This is a genomic window from Microbacterium sp. Root1433D1, assembly GCF_001426835.1.
GTDB classification, from domain to species: domain Bacteria; phylum Actinomycetota; class Actinomycetes; order Actinomycetales; family Microbacteriaceae; genus Microbacterium; species Microbacterium maritypicum.
Map to the genome: position 1 here is coordinate 675,101 of NZ_LMFN01000002.1, position 19,004 is coordinate 694,104.

A 19,004-nucleotide genomic window follows, 5' to 3' on the forward strand; every position below is an offset into this window, starting at 1 on the left:
CAGCTTGCACCGCTCCCCAGATGTCTCAGGCAGCCTCGCCGTCGAGATGCCCGGCAATCAGCGCGATGGGGACGCGGGCGCTCGGTACCACCCCCCGCCGTCGAGTGCGACGTCCCCCTCCAGGTGCAGGAGGCCGAGCACCGCCCGGACGCGATCCGGCGACAAACCAGAGCGACGGGCCACCTCATCTATCGGCAGTCGCGACCTGGTTCCCAGGGCGTCGAGAACACGGGTATGGCTCGACTCCCGGACGTGCGCTCCCTGCTCGTATCCGTCGTCGAGCGAGCCGAGCAGTTCTCTCACCTCCCGGGCTGAGGTGACGCATTGCGCGTCATACTCGCGCAGGAGACGATGACATCCGGCCGAAGAAGCCGAGGTCACAGGCCCGGGGACAGCGCCCAGAGGGCGACCGAGAGCAGCCGCGTGACCGGCGGTGTTCAATGATCCGCTGCGCCACCCTGCCTCGACGACGACCGTCGCGTGCCCGAGCGCCGCAATCAGACGGTTCCTCGCAAGAAACCGCCACTTCGTGGGCGCCGCGCCGCAGGGCGGCTCGCTCACGAGCGCCCCCTCCTCCGCTATTCGTCTCAGGAGCGACTGATGTCCGGCCGGGTAGGCACGATCCACTCCCCCAGCGAGAAACGCTATGGTCGCACCCTGTACGCCGAGAGCCGCTCGATGCGCTGCACCATCGATCCCGTAGGCACCGCCCGAGACGATCACCGCCCCGGTAGCAGCGAGATCACTGGCCAGTTCTGTCGCGACGTGTTCGCCGTAGCCGCTGGACGCTCGCGCCCCGACGATCGACACGCGAGGTTCGCGGGTGAGCAGTTCGGTACGCCCTCGCACCCAGAGCGCGCTCGGAGCGTGGGGACCGAGGTCTTCCAGAGCAGCCGGCCACGCCACGTCACCGGGGATCACGAGCTTTGCGTCGACGTCGGCGGCGCTGCGCAGAGCAGCGCCCACCGCAAGGGGGTCTGCGCGCGTGCGCCATCGAGCGCGTCCCTCGCGGAGTGCGCGCGACGCGGCGGCGCTCGCACCGCCCGGTGCGAGCAGCGATGAGGAATCTCCGACGGCCAGCGCGAGGGCTTCCACCGCTCCCGCCGACTGGATCAGTGCACCGGCCACCGCGTCACCAGGCTCAGCGATCACCGTCCACGCGGCGCGCGCGATGCACTCCTCCGGGTTCTCCCCCGGATGGATGCGACGCGCGAGATCGCTGATCTCGGACTCGGCCAGCAGCAGGTCGATCATCGCGGCAGCCCCCGTCGAAGGTGCAGTGCGCGTCCGATCTCGTCGATGCCCGGCCGCTCGATCTCCGCCAGATCCGCCATCGTCCAGGCGACGCGCAGAACCCGGTCGTAGCCACGGAGCGTGAGAGCCCCGCGCTCCAGCGCGCGATCGAGGGGAGAGCGCGTCACCGCAGGCAGCCGGTGCGGTCCCTGTCGCAACCACGTGCCCGGAACATCGCCGTTACGACGCCAGCGGGTTCCGTTCCATCGGGAGGCTGCCCGCGCCCGAGCGGCAGCGACACGATCACGCGCCTGCGCCGTGGAGAGATCGCCTCTCTTGCCCGCCATCGCTCGCGATGCGGCGACACGGTTCACCTGCAGATCGATGTCGATGCGATCACGGAGCGGTCCGGACAACCGAGTGGAGTATCGCCTGATCGACATGGGAGGGTAGACGCACTCGGCACCGCGAACACCATGATTCCCACACGGGCAGGGGTTCATCGCGAGGAGCAACTGGAAACGGGCGGGGAAAATGGCGGTGAATCCTGCTCGATGCACCTCGATCACCCCCGACTCGAGCGGCTGTCTCAGCGCATCGAGCGCGACGCGCGAGAACTCGGCGGCTTCATCGAGGAACAGCACGCCGCGGTGCGCCCGCGCGATCGCTCCCGGTCTCGCGGTGCGGGAGCCGCCGCCGACGAGAGCGGCGACCGACGCGCTGTGATGCGGCGCTTCGAGCGGCGGAAGCGGATCGAGAGCTACGACCGCCTCTCCGCTGAGCGAGCGCACGGACGCGACCTCGAGGGCTTCCTGTTCGTCGAGCGCGGGCAGGATCCCCGGGAGCCTGCGGGCGAGCATCGTCTTCCCCGCTCCCGGGGGGCCGCTCAGAAGCATGTGATGACCACCGGCTGCTGCGACCACGAGTGCGTCCACAGCGTCGTCCTGACCCACGACATCGGCCAGGTCGAGGCTGTCGCCCCGAGTGTGCACGGCCCCTGCGACCTCGACGGCCTCCACATCGGGCGCCTCGACATCGGCGCCATGCCAGACGGCCACCTCGGCGAGAGAGGCTGCCGCGCGAATCTCGACGCCGGGAACCAGCCGTGCCTCCGCTTCGTTGCCCCGAGGCACGATCACCGTCTCGAATCCCGCTCGCGCCGCGGCGAAAACTGCGGGAAGCACGCCGGGAACGGGACGGACCCTGCCGTCGAGGCCGAGCTCGCCGATATGGACCGTCGCGGCGATCGAACGCGCCTCGATGGATCCGCCGGCAGCGAGACAGGCCATGGCTATCCCCAGATCGAATCCGGCCCCGTGCTTAGGAAGGCTCGCCGGTGAGAGGTTCACCGTGAGTCGTCGCCGTGGCAGGTCCAATCCGGCGTTCTTGCAGGCGTTGTGCACGCGTTGGACGGCCTCGCCCAGCGACTTGTCCGGCAGCCCGATGATGCGGAACTCGGGAGTCTGATTCGACATGTCGGCCTCGACCTCGACCAGATGCCCGTCGACTCCGGTGAGAGCGACCGCCCAGGTGCGCGCGGTGGTCATGCGATGTCCACGAGATGCTCGAGCGCGCCGGAGGACGGATCCGGTCCGATGATGCCTATGGCTTCGAGTCGCACACGTCGACCGCGGGCGGCTTCCGGATTCTCCGCGACCCATGCCTGCGCGAGTTGCCACAGCCGACGTCGCTTACGGGCGTCGATCGCCTCGAACGGGTGGCCGTAGGCGGTCGTCCGTCGCGTCTTGACCTCGACCACAGCGAGATGACCGTCGCGCGCGGCGACGATGTCGATCTCTCCCTGCGCGCACCGCCAGTTCCGCGCGAGCACGGTGTACCCGTTGCCCGTCAGATGCTGTGCGGCGCGCTCTTCGCCTGCTCTTCCGAGTTCATCCTTCGCTGCCATGTGCCCAGCATCACGCGGGGTGCGTTCCGAAAGGAGCGATTCGATGCCGCTTCCGCGGCATCTGGGGAGAAGTCAGCTCTCCGAGATCGTGTGGAGGGCGTGCGAAGGCGGCGGGCCGAGAGGAACCGTCACTCGCCGTCGAGGGAGAGCTCCTGCGGGAGCTCGAACTCCCGGCGCTGCAGTTCCTCGACATTGACGTCCTTGAACGTCAGCACGCGCACAGCCTTGACGAAGCGATCGGCACGGTAGATGTCCCACACCCAGACGTCGGTCATCGAGATCTCGAAGTAGAAGTCATGCTCGGTGTCCCGACGGACGACATTGACTTCGTTGGCCAGGTAGAACCGGCGTTCGGTCTCCACGACGTACTGGAACTGCGACACCACATCCCGGTACTCCCGGAACAGTGCCAGCTCGAGCTCGCGGTCGTAGTCGTCGAAGGCTTCCTCATCCATGATGTCTCCATCCTAGAGTCGCAGGCACCTCGGCGCGTCATCGACCGCTCGGGCACGGACAGTGCGATCCGCTCAGAACAGGGTGGGCACGTCCGCGATCGCCCAGGATGCCCTGTGGTGCGGGGAGAGCCCGACAGTCCGGATCGCGTCGCGATGCGCTGTGCTGGCGTAGCCCTTGTTGCGATCCCACTGATACGCGGGATGCGTCTCGTGGAGCTCGGTCATGTATGTGTCCCGCGCGACCTTCGCGATCACGGATGCCGCCGAGACCGATGCGCAGTCCCGGTCGGCCTTGACCACCGGACGCACCCGGAGCGGGGCGGGATGCACCTTCGACAGATAGTCGTGATTGCCGTCGAGCAGGACGAGAGCACCGTCGAGCGCCGCGCCCTGATCGGCGACGGCCTGAACCGCCCGCGATGCGGCGAGACCGAGCGCCCGCATGATGCCGACCTCATCGATCTCCGCCGCGCTCGCCCACCCGACAGCGGACGCCTGCACCCACGCCGCCGCGCGCGCAGCGACCTCGGGCCTGCGCAGCTCCGTCACGAGCTTGGAATCCCGCAGCCCCTCGGGCACGCGACGGCGAGCACCAGCGGTATCCATCACTGCAGCTCCCACGGCGACCGGTCCGGCGAGTGCCCCCCGACCGACCTCGTCCAGAGAGATGATCAGCTCGCACTCGCCGAGGAGCCGGCGCTCGAGAGTCAGCTTCGGCGCGACGACGGTCATTCCGGAGCCGGAACGCCGTTGAAGATCTCGTGATGACCGTCGATCGGCCCCAGCCGGTCCAACGGCCAGGTCGTGAGGAACGCCTTGCCCACGATGTTCCCCATCGGGACGAAGCCGCCGCTGGGGAGATCCTGGTGCGCGCGGGCGTCGCGCGAACGGTCGCGATTGTCCCCGAGCAGCCACACCGAGTCCTCGGGCACCACGACGTCGAAGGGCTCGTTCGAGGCAGCAGTGTCGCCGGGCGGGAGGTTGAGGTAGCTGAGCTCATCGATGGGCGCGCCGTTGATGGTGATCTGACCGAGCGCGTTGCAGCAGACGACATGATCGCCGGGCAGACCGATCACGCGTTTGACGAGATGGTCCTGCGAGTCGGTGGCGGAGATGCCCACGAAATTCAGCACCCAGTCGACGGCTTCGACCAGCGGCGGCTGCGCAGGAGTCTGCGGCTGCCCGTCGAGCCACCCGCCCGGGTCCTTGAAGACGACGACGTCGCCCCTCTCGTAATCCGTCCAGCGGGGCGTGAGCTCGTCGACCAAAATACGGTCGTTGATCAGCAGCGTGCGTTCCATCGACGCGGAGGGGATGTAGAACGAACGGACGACGAAACTCTTGACGACGAAGGAGACCAGCGCGGCGATCACGACGATCACCAGGACGTCACGAAGGAAGACCAGGAACCCGCGACGTCTTCTGGACGTGGGCGCGGACGGGGATTCAGTCATCAGGTTCCTTCACGATCAAGCACCGTCGTGCGGCGACGGTATCTAGGTTCGCACACCGCAGGGAGAACAAAGCACCCCGGGACATCGTGTCCCGGGGTGCTGTGGAGATGCTGCGACTCAGCGGTCGCGCTTCTCCTTGATCTTCGCCTTCTTGCCGCGCAGCTGGCGGAGGTAGTAGAGCTTCGCGCGACGCACGTCACCGCGGGTGACGACCTCGATGTGGTCGATCACCGGGGAGTGCACCGGGAAGGTACGCTCGACGCCGACCTGGAAGCTGATCTTGCGGACCGTGAAGGTCTCGCGCACGCTGTCGCCCTGACGGCCGATGACGACGCCCTGGAAGACCTGGATACGAGAGCGGCTGCCCTCGGTGATGTTGACGTGCACCTTGACGGTGTCGCCGGGGAAGAAGTCCGGGATGTCCGAACGGAGGGAAGCCGCATCGACGGCGTCGAGGATCTGCATGATCGTCTCTCTCTGCACCCGCCACAGGTCGCATGCATGTATTCAAAGGAACAAGAAAAGGATTGAACTGTACGGCGCTCAAGCGTCCGCGGGCTCCCCTGTGGCAGAACCGGTCACAGCACAAACACTCATTCTGCCATGGATGCGACGCCCGGCCAAAACGCCGACGTCAGTCGCGACTATCGGTCTCCCGCACCACGATGACCTCGTGGGCACGCGTGGGCGGTGCCGGCTCATCCACCGTCGGAATCGTCGACCAGGTGATGGTCTCTCGCAGACGCGCTCCGCTCCCCTTCGCCTCGTTCCACAGCTGCCACAGCTGCAACCAGATCAGGGCGATACCGGCGACGATGGCACCCGTGAGCAACCATGGGAACGCCCCGTCGATGAAGAACCCGACGGCGATCGTCAACCCGTTCCAGACCGTGAATCCCGCGACGTCCCACCAGGAGACCGCCCGTTCGATGCGGACCGAGGGACGCGAGCGCGTCAGGAGGGTGAGCAGAAGCTGGCCGAGGAAGACCGAGGGCATCGCGATCAGCAGCACCCAGAGGATCGACCATCCTCCCTGGAAGACGCCCCACCCGATGAGAAGCCACAGCGGCAGCAGGAACGCCGCCGGAAGAAGCCAGCGGAAGAAGGCCTGTCGCAACCACATGCTCAGATCGTACGACGCCGTCCGTTCCCATGTCCGGGTGTTCGCTGACAGCGGTCGGGGATCCCGAGGCGTGGGATCAGGGAGAATGGAAAGGACGAGAGGACAACCGATGATCGAACTGCGCACCCCTGCCGAGATCGATGAGATGCGCGCAGCAGGACGCTTCGTCGCCGAGACGCTGGCGACGCTGCGCGATGAGACGAAGGTCGGGACGAATCTCCTCTCGATCGATCGCCGCGCACACGACATGATCCGCAAGGCAGGAGCGGAGTCCTGCTACATCGACTACCACCCCTCCTTCGGGGCGAGTCCGTTCGGCAAGGTCATCTGCACCTCGGTCAACGACGCGGTGCTGCACGGGCTCCCCCATGACTACACCCTGCGCGACGGCGACCTCGTCACCCTCGACTTCGCGGTCGCGGTCGACGGCTGGGTCGCCGACTCCGCGGTGTCGTTCGTCGTCGGATCAGCGCGCGAAGAGGACCTCCGGCTCATCGACACCACCGAGCGCGCACTGGCCGCGGCGATCGACTCCGCCACGGTCGGCAACCGCATCGGCGACATCTCCGCAGCCGTCGCCGCTGTCGCGCACGGTGAGGGGTACTCGATCAACACCGACTTCGGTGGACACGGCGTCGGACGCACGATGCACGGAGACCCCCACGTCCCCAACGACGGCCGCGCCGGCCGAGGCTTCCCATTGCGGTCCGGTCTGGTTCTCGCGCTCGAGCCCTGGTTCCTCGCGACGACCGATGAACTCGTCACCGACCCCGATGGATGGACGCTGCGCAGCGCTGACGGCTCCCGCGGAGCGCACTCGGAGCACACCATCGCGATCACGGACGAGGGGCCGATCATCCTGACGGATCGGTCGTTCCTCGGCGTCGACTGAGCTGCGCCACTCCCCTATCCGCAGAACTCAGGCGCGACGGTAGACGTAGATCTCGGTGATGTGCGGAAGGTCGAACAGGTCTCGCTCACGGGTCTGCTCCGACTCGTCGAGCACGGTCTCCATGTCGCCCAGCATGCGGGTGCGCGTCGATTCATCGGCGATGAGAACGCTGCTGACGGTCGTCCATCGGCGAAGGTAAAGCTCTCGGGAGATGGGCTCCGTCCAGCGGAGCTGGGTTCGAAGAACGAGCTCGAATCCGGGAAGCTCCTCGTCCGCACTGTCGGTCGAGGCGTCGGCGGGATGCGCGATGCGATGGCAGTCCCGGTCCCAGGCGCACTCCGGATCCGCGCGGTTCCACAGCAGCCCGAGTGTTCCTCCGGGGACCAGCACGCGTGAGATCTCGGCACACGCCGGGCCCCGGTCGAACCAATGGAAGGCCTGGGCGACGGTGACCACCTGAACGGACGCATCCACCAGAGGGATGCGCTCGGCGGTGCCGACCAACGCCTCCACTCCGGGGAGCGTGGACCTCAGAACGTCGAGCATGCGCTCCGACGGTTCGACGGCGTAGGTGCGTCGTGCGCGAGCGACGAGCAGTCGGGTGAACTTGCCCGTACCTGCGCCCAGATCCAACGCCGCATCCACGGCGGCTGGCACGATCAGCGTTGCCGCCTCATCGGGAAAGCCGGGACGGTATCGGTCGTAGTCGTCGCCGATGCTCTCGAACGACCGGGCGAGCGCTTGTTCAGGCATGGCTCGACGCTATCAGCGGCGCGTTGCGACACCGCGAGACCGGAAGGGGCGCGGTATGCCATCCTGAGTCCATGATTCCGCAGGATCGTCATGTTCCGGAGCGTCTGCTGCTCGCTCGGCACCGTCAGACGGTGTGGAACGTCGAACATCGCCTGCAGGGTCAGCTCGACTCGCCCCTCACCGACGAGGGCGTGGCACAGTCGCATGCCATCGCGGACCTCCTCGCGGGCCGCGGGGTCCTCACCGTGTGCTCCAGCCCTCTCGGCAGGGCGATGCAGACCGCGATCATCATCGCCGAGCGGGTCGGAGCGCAGCTGATCGAAGTCCCCGAGCTCGCGGAGCTGGACCACGGGGAGCTGGCGGGCATGACCTGGGACGAGATCGAGGCGGCGTACCCGACGGCGAGAGAAGAGCGGGCCGCGAATCGCTACGGCTGGGCGTTTCCCGGCGGGGAGAGCTATGCGCAGGCCAGGGCACGGGCGCGAAAGGCACTCAGTGCCTGCGGGTGGGCTTCGGAGGGTGCGCCGCTGCTCGTGAGCCACGAGATGATCGGACGGATGCTGCGGGCGGAACTGCGGGGCCTCGACGCATCGAACGCCCTCGGACTCCGGCATCCGCACGGCGTGGTCTTCGAGATCGACGGCGGCTCGGAGCGGATGCTCTGACGCCTTCCGCGTGACGGAATCGGCTCTCGGCTTCGATCAGACAGGGGACGTCTCGTCACCGGGCAGGAGATCGGGACGACGCCGCTTCGTGCGCTCGATCTGCTGCTCGCGGCGCCAGGAGGCGATCGCGCCATGGTTCCCGCTCAGGAGCACATCCGGCACGGAACGCTCTCGCCAGGATGCGGGCTTCGTGTACGAGGGGTACTCCAGAAGACCATCTTCGTGCGACTCTTCGACCAGGCTCTCCGGGTTGCCGACGACCCCGGGGATGAGCCGGCCGATGGCCTCGATCATCGCCATCGTCGCGACCTCTCCCCCGTTGAGGACGTAGTCGCCGAGGCTGATCAGTCGCACCTCGCCCAGGTCCGAGGCGTACTCGAACACCCGCTCGTCGATGCCCTCGTAACGGCCACAACCGAAGACGAGGTGCTCCCGGGTCGCCAACGCTCGCGCGGTCTTCTGCGTGAACACCTCACCAGCGGGCGACGGGAAGATGATGGTGGGTCGCTCGGTGGGCGCTCCCTCGGACGACCCGGCGATCTCATCGAGGGCGAGACCCCACGGCTCGGGCTTCATCACCATGCCGGCGCCGCCGCCGTAGGGGGTGTCGTCGACCGTGCGGTGCCGATCCGAGGTCCAGTCCCGAAGATCCCGGACACGGAGGTCGATCAGGCCGGATTCCTGGGCCTTCCCGAGCAGGGAGAGCGTCAGGCCGTCGAAGTAGGACGGAAAGATGGAGAGGACGTCGATGCGCACGGGGGAACCGTATCAGCGCTCACTCGGCCGCTTCGGCGTCCGAGGGCGTCTGCGGCTCCGCGTCCGCAGCATCAGGAAGCTCTTCGAAGAGTCCGGGGGGCGGGGTCACGATGACGCGCCCTGCCTGAACGTCGACCGTCGGGACGATGGCGGAGACGAACGGCACCATGACCTCATTCTCCCCGGCCTTGACGATGAGGAGGTCCTGCGCGGGAAAGTGCTCCACGCGTACGACCCGGCCGACGACGGTGTCGTCGCGCACGACATCGAGGCCGACGAGCTGGTGGTCGAACCACGCATCGTCCTCGACCTCATCGACGTCCTGGTCGATCCAGAGGATCGCCCTGACGAGGCTGTCTGCGGCGTCGCGATCCTCGACGTCGTCGAAGAAGACGACGGGATTGCCGTTCATGACCCGGTATTCGCGCACCGTGATCTCCTTGCCGTGCCACGGAGATGCCTCTGGCACCTGCAACGTGAAACCGGCACCGGGGACGAATCGTCCCTCAGGGTTGTCGGTGTACAGCTCGAGCTTGAGCCCGCCTTTGAGTCCGTGCGCCTTGACGAGGCGCCCGACACGCAGCTGGTTCTTGCCCTGGTTGCGGTCCTTCGCCACCACGTCAGTCGTCCGCGACATCGACACGGACCCGACGCCCGTCAGCGAGCGCGCTGACGAGGGTGCGAAGGGCCTTCGCGGTGCGGCCGCCGCGCCCGATCACGCGTCCACGGTCATCGGGGTGCACACGCACCTCGAGGAGGTCGCCTCGCGGCGATGTGGACTCGTTGATACGGACATCCTCCGGGTGATCGACGATCCCCTTGACGATGTGTTCGAGCGCGGCGGCGAGCACGACGGATTACTCTGCGTCGGCGGCGGGAGCCGCGTCGGCCTCGGCAGCGGCGGGAGCCTCCTCAGCGGGGGCCTCCACCTTCTTCTCGGCCTTGGGCTTCACGACGGACTTCTTGGCGGCGTCGATCTCGAACGGAACCTTGGGCTCCTTGACCTTGAGCGTGGACTTGGCGTCCTTGTCGCCCTTGAACTTGCCCCAGTCGCCCGTGATCTTGAGGATGGCGGCGACCTGCTCGGTCGGCTGCGCGCCGACGGAGAGCCAGTACTGCGCACGCTCGGAGTCGACCTCGATGAACGAGGGCTCCTCGGTGGGGTGGTACTTGCCGATCTCCTCGATCACGCGACCATCGCGCTTGGTCTTCGAGTCGGCGACGACGATGCGGTAGTACGGCGCACGGATCTTGCCCAGGCGCTTGAGACGAATCTTGACAGCCACGATTCTCCTGAATTGTGTGGAAGGAAACGAACTGATCGCCTGGAGAGTGGGGTGCACACCCGGCGGAAGCTCAAATGAGTGTGGACACCTGCTGGATAGAGGGTCGAGCAGGTCGTCCGACCCTCTATTCTGCCAGAAGCGCGCGCCAGGCGCGAAACGTGGCGAAACGACCGTTGCCGTGTCGCGCCTCGCCCGTGCCAGACTGTGCGGGTGAAGCTCGAGTTCGCCTCCTCGGCCCGGTCCACCGTCGGCCTCGAATGGGAGATCATGCTCGCGGATCCCGCGACCGGTGATCTCGTCGGACGTGCGCCCGAACTGCTCGCAGCCCTCGAAGCCGAGAGCGCCGATGAGCGCCACACGGTCACGGGCGAACTGCTCACGAACACGATCGAGGTCACGAGCGGCATCGGCGACTCGGTCGCCCATGCGGTCGACGACATCGCGAACGCCATCACCGCGGTGCGTGCGGCGACCGACCCGGCAGGAGTCGAGCTGCTCTCGGCGGGAAGCCATCCATTCGCGCAGTGGTTCGACCAGCAGGTCACCGACAAGTCGCGGTACCACACCCTGATAGAGCGCACCCAGTGGTGGGGGCGGAACATGATGATCTGGGGAATCCACGTCCACATCGGCGTCGAGGACCAGCGCAAGGTGTTCCCCATCATCAACGCTCTCGCCGGGTTCCTCCCCCATCTGCAATCGCTCGCCGCCTCGAGCCCGTTCTGGGCGGGCGAGCGCACCGGCTACGCCTCCAACCGCGCGCTGGTGTTCCAGCAGCTGCCGACCGCGGGACTCCCGTGGCCCCTGCACGACTGGTCGCAGTACGAGTCATACCTCGACGACATGGTGCGCACCGGCGTGATGGCGGATGCCACCGAGGTGCGCTGGGACATCCGCCCGGCACCTCGCTGGGGGACGATCGAGGTCCGCGCGTGTGACGGACTCTCCACGCTGCCGGAGCTCGCCTCGGTCGCGGCGCTCGTGCAGGTCCTCGTCGAGGACTTCTCGCGCCAGCTCGACGAGGGCAAGACCCTTCCGGAGCTTCCCGCCTGGTTCCATCGCGAGAACAAGTGGCGCGCGGCGCGCTACGGGCTGGAGGCGAGAGTGATCGTCGATGCGGCCGGCACCCAGCGCCCTGTGCGCGAGCATCTCGCGGAGACACTCGAAGCCCTCACCCCGACCGCCGTCGAGCTCGGTTGCGGTCGGGAGTTCGGCGGCATCGCCACGATCCTCGACGGCGGGGCGAGCTATGCGCGTCAGCTGGCGGTCGCGGATGCGGCTGGTGGCGAACTCTCGGCGGTGGTACAGCATCTGATCCGCGAGTTCCGCTCAGGACCCGAATCCTCCACGGAGGAGCCGTAGCCGGTGCAGTGATCAGTCCTCGACGAGGCGCCTGGCGAGACCCTCATCCAGGACCACGTCCGTGATGAGTCCCGCGGCCAGGGCCGCGCGAAGACTGACCAACTTCGGTATCCCGGACACGACGCACACGCGACGCGGAACTCGGCGGAGACGGTCCAGACCGGGCCCCGTGGCCCTCGCGTTGACCCGGATGTCCCGCCACGACCCGTCGGAGCGGAAGAACACCGTCGCGACGTCGCCGATCGCGTGATCCTCCCGCAGGCTGCGGTAGTCGTCGCGCCCGAGATATCCGCCGACATAGACCCGGCTCGGTACTTCGGCGGCGGGAGAGCCGAGGCTGAACACCGCGACGTCCATCTTCGCCTGCAGGTCGAGAACACGGCGAGTGCTCCGCTCCCGCCACATCGCCTCACGCGTGGCGGGGTCGTCGAAGAATGCCGGAACCGGGAACTGCTGCACCTGCGCGCCGAAGGCGCTGCCGAACCGCTGCAGGATGTCGCTGGAGTACTCGACCCCCGTCGTCTGGGTATTGCCAGCGCCGTTGAGCTGCACGAAGGTGGTGTTGTGGGTCTCCTTCTGCGTGAGCCCGCGACTCACGGCGCTGATGGTCGATCCCCATGCGACGCCGATGACCATGTTCGAGTCGACGAACTGCGACAGCAGACGTCCGGCTGTCAGCGCGACGCGCTCGAGCCGCTCGACCTCGCTGAGGATCTCCGGCATCGGGACGACGTGAGCGGCGACGCGATGCCGATCGCGGATCCTGTGCTCGAGCATGCCCAGACGCTCCAAGGGTGAATTGATCCGGATGTCCACCAGACCGCTCTCCCGCGCGAAGCTCAGAAGACGCGAGACCGAGGACCGCGAGGTGCCGAGCTCCTTCGCGATGACCTCCATCGTCTTGTCCTGCATGTAGTAGAGCTGCGCGGCGGTGAGCGCCGCGATCAGCTTGCTGTCGCGGGATTCCGCACTTGCACCGACCATGACATCCTCCTCCACCCCGATCCTTGCACATATGTGCAGTGGGCTTGCGCGGGATGCCACACAGGTCGATGCTGGTTGGCAAGTAAGGAAGAGAGGGTCGACGATGATCGATTCGACACACTCGTCAGCGGAGCGCGCAGAGATCCGCGCCGTCCGTGAATCCGGACGCACCAGCGTCCTCGTCATCGGTGGTGGGATCAACGGCATCTCCACCTTCCGCGACCTGGCACTCCAGGGCGTCGATGTCGTGCTGGTCGAACGGGGGGACTTCGCCTCCGGGGCATCCGCCGCGTCGAGCCACATGATCCACGGCGGCATCCGCTACCTCGAGAACGGTGAGTTCCGCCTGGTGCGCGAGTCGGTCGAGGAGCGCAACGGGCTTCTCAAGATCGCCCCGCACTACGTCAAGCCGCTGCAGACGACGATCCCGATCTACTCGACCTTCTCGGGCATCCTCTCCGCTCCCCTGCGGTTCCTGACGCACAAGAGCGGCAAGCCCCAGGAGCGCGGGGCCTTCCTGATCAAGGTGGGCCTGACCATCTACGACACCTTCTCGCGTGACGGCGGGATGGTTCCCCGGCATCGCTTCCTCGGCCGCAAGAAGTCTCTCGCCGAGCTGCCGTCGCTCGACCCGAAGATCAAGTACACGGCGACCTACTACGACGCCTCGATGCACGACCCGGAGCGGCTCGCCCTCGACGTCCTGCAGGACGGGCGCACGGCGCACCCCGGAGCGCATGCCCTCAACTACGTCGAGGCCATCGCCCGTGACGGCGACAAGGTCGTGCTCCGCGACCGCGAGAGCGGCACGGAGTTCAGCGTGCAGGCCGACGTGGTCGTGAACGCCTCCGGCCCCTGGACCGACCTGACCAACGATGCGCTGGGCACCGACACGCGCTTCATGGGCGGCACCAAGGGGTCGCACATCGTCCTCGATCACCCCGAGCTGCTCGAGGCGACGCAGGGACGCGAGATCTTCTTCGAGCACTCCGACGGGCGCATCGTGCTCATCTACCCGCTCAAGGGGCGCGTCCTGGTCGGCACCACCGACATCGACGCCGACCCTCGCGTGGTCCCCGTGTGCACCGAGGAGGAGGTCGACTACTTCTTCGACCTGATCCATCACGTGTTCCCGACGATTCCCGTGGCCCGTGACCAGATCGTCTACAAGTTCTCCGGCATCCGCCCGCTCCCGCGCCACGAGGACACCGCTCCCGGCTTCGTCTCCCGTGACTACCGGATCGAGGTCGACGACAAGGGCGCCGTCCCTCTCGTCAGCCTGGTCGGCGGCAAGTGGACCACGTTCCGCGCCCTCGGTGAGTCGCTGTCCGACGTCGTGCTCGGTCTCATCGAGCGCACCAGGACCGTCTCCACCGCTGGACGGGCCATCGGCGGCGGTCGCGAATTCCCGCGCACCGAGAAGGCCAAGCGCATCTGGATCCAGGAGAACCTGCCCGGAGCCGGGGCTCGCGCCGATCAGCTTCTCGCCCGCTACGGTACCCGCGCCGCTCAGGTCTGGGAGTATGTCGAGCAGGGCACGGACGCACCGCTCGCCGGCGGCGACCTCTCCACGCGTGAACTCGAGTGGATGGTACAGAACGAGATGGTGGCACGCCTGGAAGACGTCGTGCTCCGTCGCACCAGCATCGCCTTCACCGGCGGCGCGAACGCAGAGGTCCTCGACGAGATCGCCGACGCCCTCGCGCCGATGCTCGGTTGGGATCGCTCGCGCCACGACGCCGAGCTCGATCAGACGCGCCAGCTGCTGAACGAACGACACGGACTCGATATCCCGTCCCGCACCCGCGGCTGACGGGGTCTCGGACTGCCGCCCTCCTCGCGGCGCAACTCCCATAACGTGTCGGGGCAGAGGGGCCCCGACACACAAGAAAGGTCAAAGAAGACATGGCTGATGTGAATCTCGGTCTCTACTTCCTCTCCGAGTTGGTCGGCACAGCGATGCTGGTCCTGCTCGGATGTGGTGTCGTCGCCAACGTCGCCCTCGCCAAGAACAAGGGTTTCGGCGGCGGCTTCCTGATGGTCAACTGGGGATGGGGCCTCGCGGTCTTCGCCGGTGTGCTCGTCTCCGCGTACTCCGGTGCGATCCTCAACCCGGCCGTCGGTATCGGCCTTCTGCTGGCTGGCAAGATCAGCTTCGTCATGTTCCTCACGGCCACGGCCGCGGAGCTCGTCGGAGCGATCCTCGGTGCGATTGTCGTATGGCTCGCGTACAAGCAGCACTTCGATGAGGAGCCGGAGGCCGCCAACAAGCTCGGCGTCTTCTCCACCGGCCCCGCGATCCGTTCCTACGGTTGGAACCTCGTCACCGAGATCATCGGCACCTTCGTTCTCGTTTTCGTGATCTTCGCGTTCGCCGACTACGGCGACATCGAGGTCGGCACGCCCGGAGGCCTCGGACCGCTCACCGCGCTTCCCGTCGCGCTCCTCGTGGTCGCGATCGGCGCCTCTCTCGGTGGTCCGACCGGCTACGCGATCAACCCCGCTCGTGACCTCGGTCCGCGCATCGCTCACGCGATCCTCCCGATCAAGGGCAAGGGCTCCAGCGACTGGTCCTACTCGTGGGTGCCGGTGGTCGGTCCGTTCATCGGTGGTGCACTCGCCGCCGCCGCAGCGCCCGTCCTGCTGCACCTCGCCTGAACGACCTGAATTCAAAGGAGAACACAATGGCTGACTACATCCTCGCCATCGACCAGGGAACGACTTCGAGCCGCGCGATCATCTTCGACAAGAAGGGCAGCATCATCGCGACGGGTCAGAAGGAGCACGAGCAGATCCTGCCGAAGGCCGGCTGGGTCGAGCACGACGCCTCCGAGATCTGGCGCAACGTCCAGGAGGTCATCGGTCTGGCCCTCAGCCGGGCCGACCTCACCCGTCACGACATCGCGGCGGTGGGCATCACCAACCAGCGCGAGACCGCGGTGGTGTGGGACAAGACCACGGGAAAGCCCGCCTACAACGCGATCGTGTGGCAGGACACGCGCACGCAGGACATCGTCGACCGTCTGGCTGCGGACGGTGGAGTCGAGCGGTTCAAGCCCGTCGTCGGACTGCCGCTCGCGACGTACTTCTCTGGTACCAAGATCGCCTGGATCCTGGAGAACGTCGACGGCGCACGCGAGAAGGCCGAAGCCGGTGACCTGATCTTCGGCACCACCGACAGCTGGGTGCTGTGGAACCTCACCGGCGGTGTCGACGGCGGTGTGCACGTGACCGACGTCACTAACGCCTCGCGGACGATGTTCATGGACCTCGAGACGCTCGAGTGGCGCGACGACATCCTCGAAGCGTTCGGCGTGCCGCGCTCGATGATGCCGGAGATCCGCTCCTCCTCCGAGGTCTACGGTGCCGCGGAGGACTCCTCCCTGCTGCGCGAGACCCCGATCGCCGGCATCCTGGGTGACCAGCAGGCGGCGACGTTCGGTCAGGCGGCGTTCCAGAAGGGCGAGAGCAAGAACACCTACGGCACCGGCTGCTTCCTGATCTTCAACACGGGCGAGGAGATCGTCCACTCGAAGAACGGGCTGCTCACGACCGTCGGCTACAAGCTCGGCGACCAGCCGACGCACTACGCGCTCGAGGGCTCCATCGCAGTCACCGGATCCCTGATCCAGTGGCTGCGCGACCAGCTCGGCATCATCTCGTCGGCCCCCGAGGTCGAGGAGCTGGCCGAGAAGGTCGAGGACAACGGCGGCGTGTACATCGTGCCCGCGTTCTCGGGTCTGTTCGCTCCGTACTGGCGTCCGGACGCCCGCGGCGCGATCGTCGGTCTCACCCGCTACGCGAACAAGAACCACATCGCTCGCGCAGCGCTCGAGGCCGTCGCCTTCCAGACGCGTGATGTGCTGGACGCCGTGAACGCGGACGCCGGCGTGGACCTCACCGAGCTCAAGGTCGACGGCGGCATGGTCGCGAACGACGCGCTCATGCAGTTCCAGGCGGATGTCCTCGGTGTTCCGGTCGTTCGGCCGGTCGTCGCCGAGACCACGGCACTCGGTGCGGCCTACGCCGCGGGACTCGCGGTCGGGTTCTGGAACGGTCTGGACGACCTCTCTGCCAACTGGCAGGAGGACAAGCGCTGGGAGCCGTCGATGGAGGAAGCCGAACGCGACCGTCAGCTTCGTCTGTGGCGCAAGGCGATCACGAAGTCGATGGACTGGGTCGACGACGACGTGAAGTAGTCGTCTTCAGTGCGAGGCGGGTTCGGAGTTCATCTCCGGACCCGCCTCGTCGTATGCGGGGGCATCCACGAGGGCATCCACGACCGCGACGAATGCTCGAGCGACCTGACGCGCTGCCGCAGCGTCCCAAGCGAGGTACTCCACGCGCACCGGGCCGCCGTGCACCTGGGCTGTGACCACGTGCGCCGCAGAGCGGGCCACGGTCCCCGGTGCGAGAAGGGTCACTGCCAGGCCCGCCTCGACCAGACCGAGGATGAGGGTCGCTGAATCGGCCTCGAACGCGACGTCACGGCTCAGCCCCGCCGCGAGGAAGGCGCCATCGCTCTGCGCACGGCCGGAGGTGCCGGCCGGGAAGTCGGCGAAGGTCATCCCGGCCAGGTCCGAGAGTTCCACAGCACTCGAGCCGCCCCGTGGATGCCCCGGCGGGAACACCACGACGAGGCGCTCACGAGAGAGCACGCGTGAGGCGACACCTTTCGGCGGCACCCCTTCACGCAAACCGAGCAGGGCCACGTCGAGTTCGCCGCTGCGGAGCTTCGTCGTGAGGGTGTCGCTGTTGCCGACCTGCAATTCCACTCGCACCCGAGGATGCGCCGCACGGTACGTGACGAGCAGCGCAGGCACATCGACGGCGGTCACCGTCGGGATCACACCGATCCGGAGCGTGCCCTCCACGACACCGTCGGCGGCGGCAGCGTCCTCCTTCGCCTCCTCCGCGGCACGAAGCGCGATGCGCGCGTGGGCGACGAACGCCGCCCCTGCTTCACTCAGGCGGACGCTCCGGCTGGATCGGACGAACAATCGACGACCGAGTTCTCGCTCCAGCGATGCGATCTGGTGACTCAACGCCGATTGCGTGACGAAGCACCGCTCGGCCGCTCGCGTGAAGCTCAGGGTGTCGGCGACTTCCACGACATAGCGAAGCTGCTGGAGTTCCATGCTTCCATGATGTGGGGTCATCGATGACGTGACAACCATGCGTTGGACTCATCTACGTCGCGGACGCAGGCTGGAATCATGAACCGCCTGACCTTGGTGTTGTCGACCGCACTTGCCCCCATCGCCTGGGGAACCACCTACCTGGTCACCACAGATCTGCTTCCCGCCGGCCATCCGCTGTTCGCGGGGCTCCTCCGTTCACTCCCCGCGGGGCTGCTCGCCGTCCTCATCAGTCGTCGACTCCCCCACGGCTCCTGGTGGTGGAAGTCTCTCGCACTCGGAGCGCTCAACATCGGCGCCTTCTTCCCGCTGCTCTTCCTCGCCGCCGAGCGACTCCCGGGAGGCGTCGCCGCCGCCGTCGCCGGTGCACAGCCGCTCATCGTCCTGGCACTCGGAGCTCTGGTACTGCACGAACGGATCCGACCGCTCACCGCTGCCGCAGCGGCCGTCGGCGCGGGAGGAGTGGCTCTGGTGGTCCTGGGGCCCGCCGCCGAGCTCGACCTCTGGGGAATCCTGGCTGCCCTCGGGGGCGTCACGGCGACGGGTGTCGGGATGATCCTGACCAAGCGCTGGGGCCGTCCCATCGGGGTGGGCCCCGTGTCCTACGCCGGTTGGCAGCTCAGCGCGGGCGGCCTGTTGCTGCTGCCGCTCACGCTGATCGTCGAGGGCGTGCCGGCGACGATCGACGGCGGTGCAGCCCTCGGATACCTGTGGCTGGCCACCGCCGGGGGGATCGTCGCCTACACGCTGTGGTTCCGCGGTGTGCAGCAGCTGCCGGTGATCGCCCCGGGCCTTCTGGCCCTGCTCTCCCCCATCGTCGCGACGGTCCTGGGCGTGCTGATCTCGGGCGAGCGGTTCACGCCGCTGCAGGCGACCGGGTTCGTGCTCACCCTCGGCGCTCTGGTGCTGGGACAGCTCGTCTCGCGGCCGAAGCCGCCTCACGCTCGAAGCACGCAGGCGACGGTGTCGCCGTCTCTCACAGCGCCGCGCTGAAAGA

Annotated in this window: 22 protein-coding genes; 7 read left to right on the forward strand and 15 right to left on the reverse strand. The window is 67.3% G+C overall.

All coding sequences use genetic code 11. The annotated features are described in order from the left end of the window. Positions 1-57 precede the first annotated feature (57 nt). The 8 genes from dprA to ASD13_RS09195 form a co-directional block, all read right to left on the reverse strand. Positions 58-1,254: a DNA-processing protein DprA gene (gene dprA, locus ASD13_RS09160; protein ID WP_055868501.1), complete on the reverse strand. Its 1,197-nt coding sequence runs from the start codon at positions 1,252-1,254 to the stop codon at positions 58-60. Continuing rightward, positions 1,251-2,780, reverse strand: a complete 1,530-nt coding sequence (locus ASD13_RS09165; RefSeq protein WP_055868503.1) for a YifB family Mg chelatase-like AAA ATPase — start codon at positions 2,778-2,780, stop codon at positions 1,251-1,253. The genes dprA and ASD13_RS09165 overlap by 4 nt, the downstream gene beginning before the upstream one ends. Beyond that, positions 2,777-3,139 (reverse strand): YraN family protein, encoded by a 363-nt coding sequence (locus tag ASD13_RS09170; RefSeq protein WP_055868506.1) that lies wholly within the window; start codon positions 3,137-3,139, stop codon positions 2,777-2,779. Before ASD13_RS09170 ends, ASD13_RS09165 begins: the two co-directional genes overlap by 4 nt. A 128-nt stretch (positions 3,140-3,267) precedes the next feature. After that, on the reverse strand, positions 3,268-3,594 hold the full coding sequence (locus tag ASD13_RS09175; protein WP_017830719.1) for a DUF2469 family protein: 327 nt from the start codon (positions 3,592-3,594) through the stop codon (positions 3,268-3,270). A gap of 72 nt (positions 3,595-3,666) precedes the next feature. After that, complete coding sequence (locus ASD13_RS09180) at positions 3,667-4,326, reverse strand: ribonuclease HII (RefSeq protein ID WP_055868509.1); 660 nt, start codon at positions 4,324-4,326, stop codon at positions 3,667-3,669. After that, positions 4,323-5,048 carry a signal peptidase I gene (gene lepB / locus ASD13_RS09185; protein ID WP_055868513.1) on the reverse strand — a complete coding sequence of 242 codons (726 nt, stop codon included), beginning with the start codon at positions 5,046-5,048 and terminating at the stop codon, positions 4,323-4,325. The genes ASD13_RS09180 and lepB overlap by 4 nt, the downstream gene beginning before the upstream one ends. A 117-nt stretch (positions 5,049-5,165) precedes the next feature. Then, positions 5,166-5,513, reverse strand: coding sequence for a 50S ribosomal protein L19 (gene rplS / locus ASD13_RS09190; RefSeq protein WP_017830722.1), 348 nt, complete (start codon positions 5,511-5,513; stop codon positions 5,166-5,168). A gap of 169 nt (positions 5,514-5,682) precedes the next feature. Further along, positions 5,683-6,171 carry a hypothetical protein gene (locus ASD13_RS09195; protein ID WP_055868516.1) on the reverse strand — a complete coding sequence of 163 codons (489 nt, stop codon included), beginning with the start codon at positions 6,169-6,171 and terminating at the stop codon, positions 5,683-5,685. 109 nt (positions 6,172-6,280) lie between these two features. Here ASD13_RS09195 and map point away from each other — a divergent pair, with 109 nt between their 5' ends. Beyond that, positions 6,281-7,063: a type I methionyl aminopeptidase gene (map, locus tag ASD13_RS09200; protein WP_055868518.1), complete on the forward strand. Its 783-nt coding sequence runs from the start codon at positions 6,281-6,283 to the stop codon at positions 7,061-7,063. A gap of 27 nt (positions 7,064-7,090) precedes the next feature. On the opposite strand, the gene ASD13_RS09205 is transcribed toward map, so the two are convergent. Next, positions 7,091-7,816 (reverse strand): class I SAM-dependent methyltransferase, encoded by a 726-nt coding sequence (locus tag ASD13_RS09205; protein WP_055868524.1) that lies wholly within the window; start codon positions 7,814-7,816, stop codon positions 7,091-7,093. Between the two features lie 71 nt (positions 7,817-7,887). Here ASD13_RS09205 and ASD13_RS09210 point away from each other — a divergent pair, with 71 nt between their 5' ends. Beyond that, the gene (locus tag ASD13_RS09210) at positions 7,888-8,481 is read left to right on the forward strand and encodes a histidine phosphatase family protein (RefSeq protein ID WP_055868527.1); all 594 of its coding nucleotides are present in this window, start codon (positions 7,888-7,890) and stop codon (positions 8,479-8,481) included. Between the two features lie 36 nt (positions 8,482-8,517). On the opposite strand, the gene trmD is transcribed toward ASD13_RS09210, so the two are convergent. The 4 genes from trmD to rpsP are packed head-to-tail and all read right to left on the reverse strand — an operon-like array spanning position 8,518 to position 10,523. Continuing rightward, positions 8,518-9,237, reverse strand: coding sequence for a tRNA (guanosine(37)-N1)-methyltransferase TrmD (trmD, locus tag ASD13_RS09215; RefSeq protein ID WP_055868531.1), 720 nt, complete (start codon positions 9,235-9,237; stop codon positions 8,518-8,520). 19 nt (positions 9,238-9,256) lie between these two features. Continuing rightward, entirely contained in the window at positions 9,257-9,874 is a 618-nt protein-coding gene (rimM, locus tag ASD13_RS09220; protein WP_051056604.1) for a ribosome maturation factor RimM, read from the reverse strand. Then, complete coding sequence (locus tag ASD13_RS09225) at positions 9,858-10,088, reverse strand: RNA-binding protein (RefSeq protein ID WP_017830729.1); 231 nt, start codon at positions 10,086-10,088, stop codon at positions 9,858-9,860. The genes rimM and ASD13_RS09225 overlap by 17 nt, the downstream gene beginning before the upstream one ends. A 6-nt stretch (positions 10,089-10,094) precedes the next feature. Further along, entirely contained in the window at positions 10,095-10,523 is a 429-nt protein-coding gene (rpsP, locus tag ASD13_RS09230; RefSeq protein WP_017830730.1) for a 30S ribosomal protein S16, read from the reverse strand. A gap of 210 nt (positions 10,524-10,733) precedes the next feature. Here rpsP and ASD13_RS09235 point away from each other — a divergent pair, with 210 nt between their 5' ends. Further along, positions 10,734-11,885: a glutamate--cysteine ligase gene (locus tag ASD13_RS09235; RefSeq protein ID WP_055869166.1), complete on the forward strand. Its 1,152-nt coding sequence runs from the start codon at positions 10,734-10,736 to the stop codon at positions 11,883-11,885. 12 nt (positions 11,886-11,897) lie between these two features. Here the strand turns inward: ASD13_RS09235 and ASD13_RS09240 are convergent, their stop codons facing one another. Continuing rightward, positions 11,898-12,869: a sugar-binding transcriptional regulator gene (locus tag ASD13_RS09240; RefSeq protein ID WP_031206185.1), complete on the reverse strand. Its 972-nt coding sequence runs from the start codon at positions 12,867-12,869 to the stop codon at positions 11,898-11,900. A gap of 103 nt (positions 12,870-12,972) precedes the next feature. Between ASD13_RS09240 and ASD13_RS09245 the strand changes: the two genes are divergently transcribed. The 3 genes from ASD13_RS09245 (at position 12,973) to glpK (ending at position 17,068) form a co-directional block, all read left to right on the forward strand. Further along, positions 12,973-14,682, forward strand: a complete 1,710-nt coding sequence (locus tag ASD13_RS09245; RefSeq protein ID WP_055868535.1) for a glycerol-3-phosphate dehydrogenase/oxidase — start codon at positions 12,973-12,975, stop codon at positions 14,680-14,682. A 92-nt stretch (positions 14,683-14,774) separates the two neighbouring features. Next, on the forward strand, positions 14,775-15,527 hold the full coding sequence (locus tag ASD13_RS09250; protein WP_017830734.1) for an MIP/aquaporin family protein: 753 nt from the start codon (positions 14,775-14,777) through the stop codon (positions 15,525-15,527). A 26-nt stretch (positions 15,528-15,553) separates the two neighbouring features. Beyond that, entirely contained in the window at positions 15,554-17,068 is a 1,515-nt protein-coding gene (glpK, locus tag ASD13_RS09255; RefSeq protein WP_017830735.1) for a glycerol kinase GlpK, read from the forward strand. Between the two features lie 6 nt (positions 17,069-17,074). On the opposite strand, the gene ASD13_RS09260 is transcribed toward glpK, so the two are convergent. After that, positions 17,075-18,007, reverse strand: coding sequence for a LysR family transcriptional regulator (locus tag ASD13_RS09260; RefSeq protein ID WP_055868538.1), 933 nt, complete (start codon positions 18,005-18,007; stop codon positions 17,075-17,077). 78 nt (positions 18,008-18,085) lie between these two features. Here ASD13_RS09260 and ASD13_RS09265 point away from each other — a divergent pair, with 78 nt between their 5' ends. Next, on the forward strand, positions 18,086-19,000 hold the full coding sequence (locus ASD13_RS09265; RefSeq protein WP_055868540.1) for an EamA family transporter: 915 nt from the start codon (positions 18,086-18,088) through the stop codon (positions 18,998-19,000). Positions 19,001-19,004 lie beyond the last annotated feature (4 nt).

What these genes read in the sequence shown, in the direction of transcription:
- map (WP_055868518.1), top strand. Translation starts at nt 6,281, where the DNA reads ATGATCGAACTGCGCACCCCTGCCGAGATCGATGAGATGCGCGCAGCA.
- ASD13_RS09205 (WP_055868524.1), bottom strand. Translation starts at nt 7,816, where the DNA reads ATGCCTGAACAAGCGCTCGCCCGGTCGTTCGAGAGCATCGGCGACGAC.
- ASD13_RS09195 (WP_055868516.1), bottom strand. Translation starts at nt 6,171, where the DNA reads ATGTGGTTGCGACAGGCCTTCTTCCGCTGGCTTCTTCCGGCGGCGTTC.
- ASD13_RS09240 (WP_031206185.1), bottom strand. Translation starts at nt 12,869, where the DNA reads ATGGTCGGTGCAAGTGCGGAATCCCGCGACAGCAAGCTGATCGCGGCG.
- ASD13_RS09180 (WP_055868509.1), bottom strand. Translation starts at nt 4,326, where the DNA reads ATGACCGTCGTCGCGCCGAAGCTGACTCTCGAGCGCCGGCTCCTCGGC.
- dprA (WP_055868501.1), bottom strand. Translation starts at nt 1,254, where the DNA reads ATGATCGACCTGCTGCTGGCCGAGTCCGAGATCAGCGATCTCGCGCGT.
- glpK (WP_017830735.1), top strand. Translation starts at nt 15,554, where the DNA reads ATGGCTGACTACATCCTCGCCATCGACCAGGGAACGACTTCGAGCCGC.
- ASD13_RS09210 (WP_055868527.1), top strand. Translation starts at nt 7,888, where the DNA reads ATGATTCCGCAGGATCGTCATGTTCCGGAGCGTCTGCTGCTCGCTCGG.
- ASD13_RS09175 (WP_017830719.1), bottom strand. Translation starts at nt 3,594, where the DNA reads ATGGATGAGGAAGCCTTCGACGACTACGACCGCGAGCTCGAGCTGGCA.
- ASD13_RS09170 (WP_055868506.1), bottom strand. Translation starts at nt 3,139, where the DNA reads ATGGCAGCGAAGGATGAACTCGGAAGAGCAGGCGAAGAGCGCGCCGCA.
- ASD13_RS09250 (WP_017830734.1), top strand. Translation starts at nt 14,775, where the DNA reads ATGGCTGATGTGAATCTCGGTCTCTACTTCCTCTCCGAGTTGGTCGGC.
- ASD13_RS09260 (WP_055868538.1), bottom strand. Translation starts at nt 18,007, where the DNA reads ATGGAACTCCAGCAGCTTCGCTATGTCGTGGAAGTCGCCGACACCCTG.
- ASD13_RS09165 (WP_055868503.1), bottom strand. Translation starts at nt 2,780, where the DNA reads ATGACCACCGCGCGCACCTGGGCGGTCGCTCTCACCGGAGTCGACGGG.
- ASD13_RS09245 (WP_055868535.1), top strand. Translation starts at nt 12,973, where the DNA reads ATGATCGATTCGACACACTCGTCAGCGGAGCGCGCAGAGATCCGCGCC.
- lepB (WP_055868513.1), bottom strand. Translation starts at nt 5,048, where the DNA reads ATGACTGAATCCCCGTCCGCGCCCACGTCCAGAAGACGTCGCGGGTTC.
- rimM (WP_051056604.1), bottom strand. Translation starts at nt 9,874, where the DNA reads ATGTCGCGGACGACTGACGTGGTGGCGAAGGACCGCAACCAGGGCAAG.
- ASD13_RS09265 (WP_055868540.1), top strand. Translation starts at nt 18,086, where the DNA reads ATGAACCGCCTGACCTTGGTGTTGTCGACCGCACTTGCCCCCATCGCC.
- rplS (WP_017830722.1), bottom strand. Translation starts at nt 5,513, where the DNA reads ATGCAGATCCTCGACGCCGTCGATGCGGCTTCCCTCCGTTCGGACATC.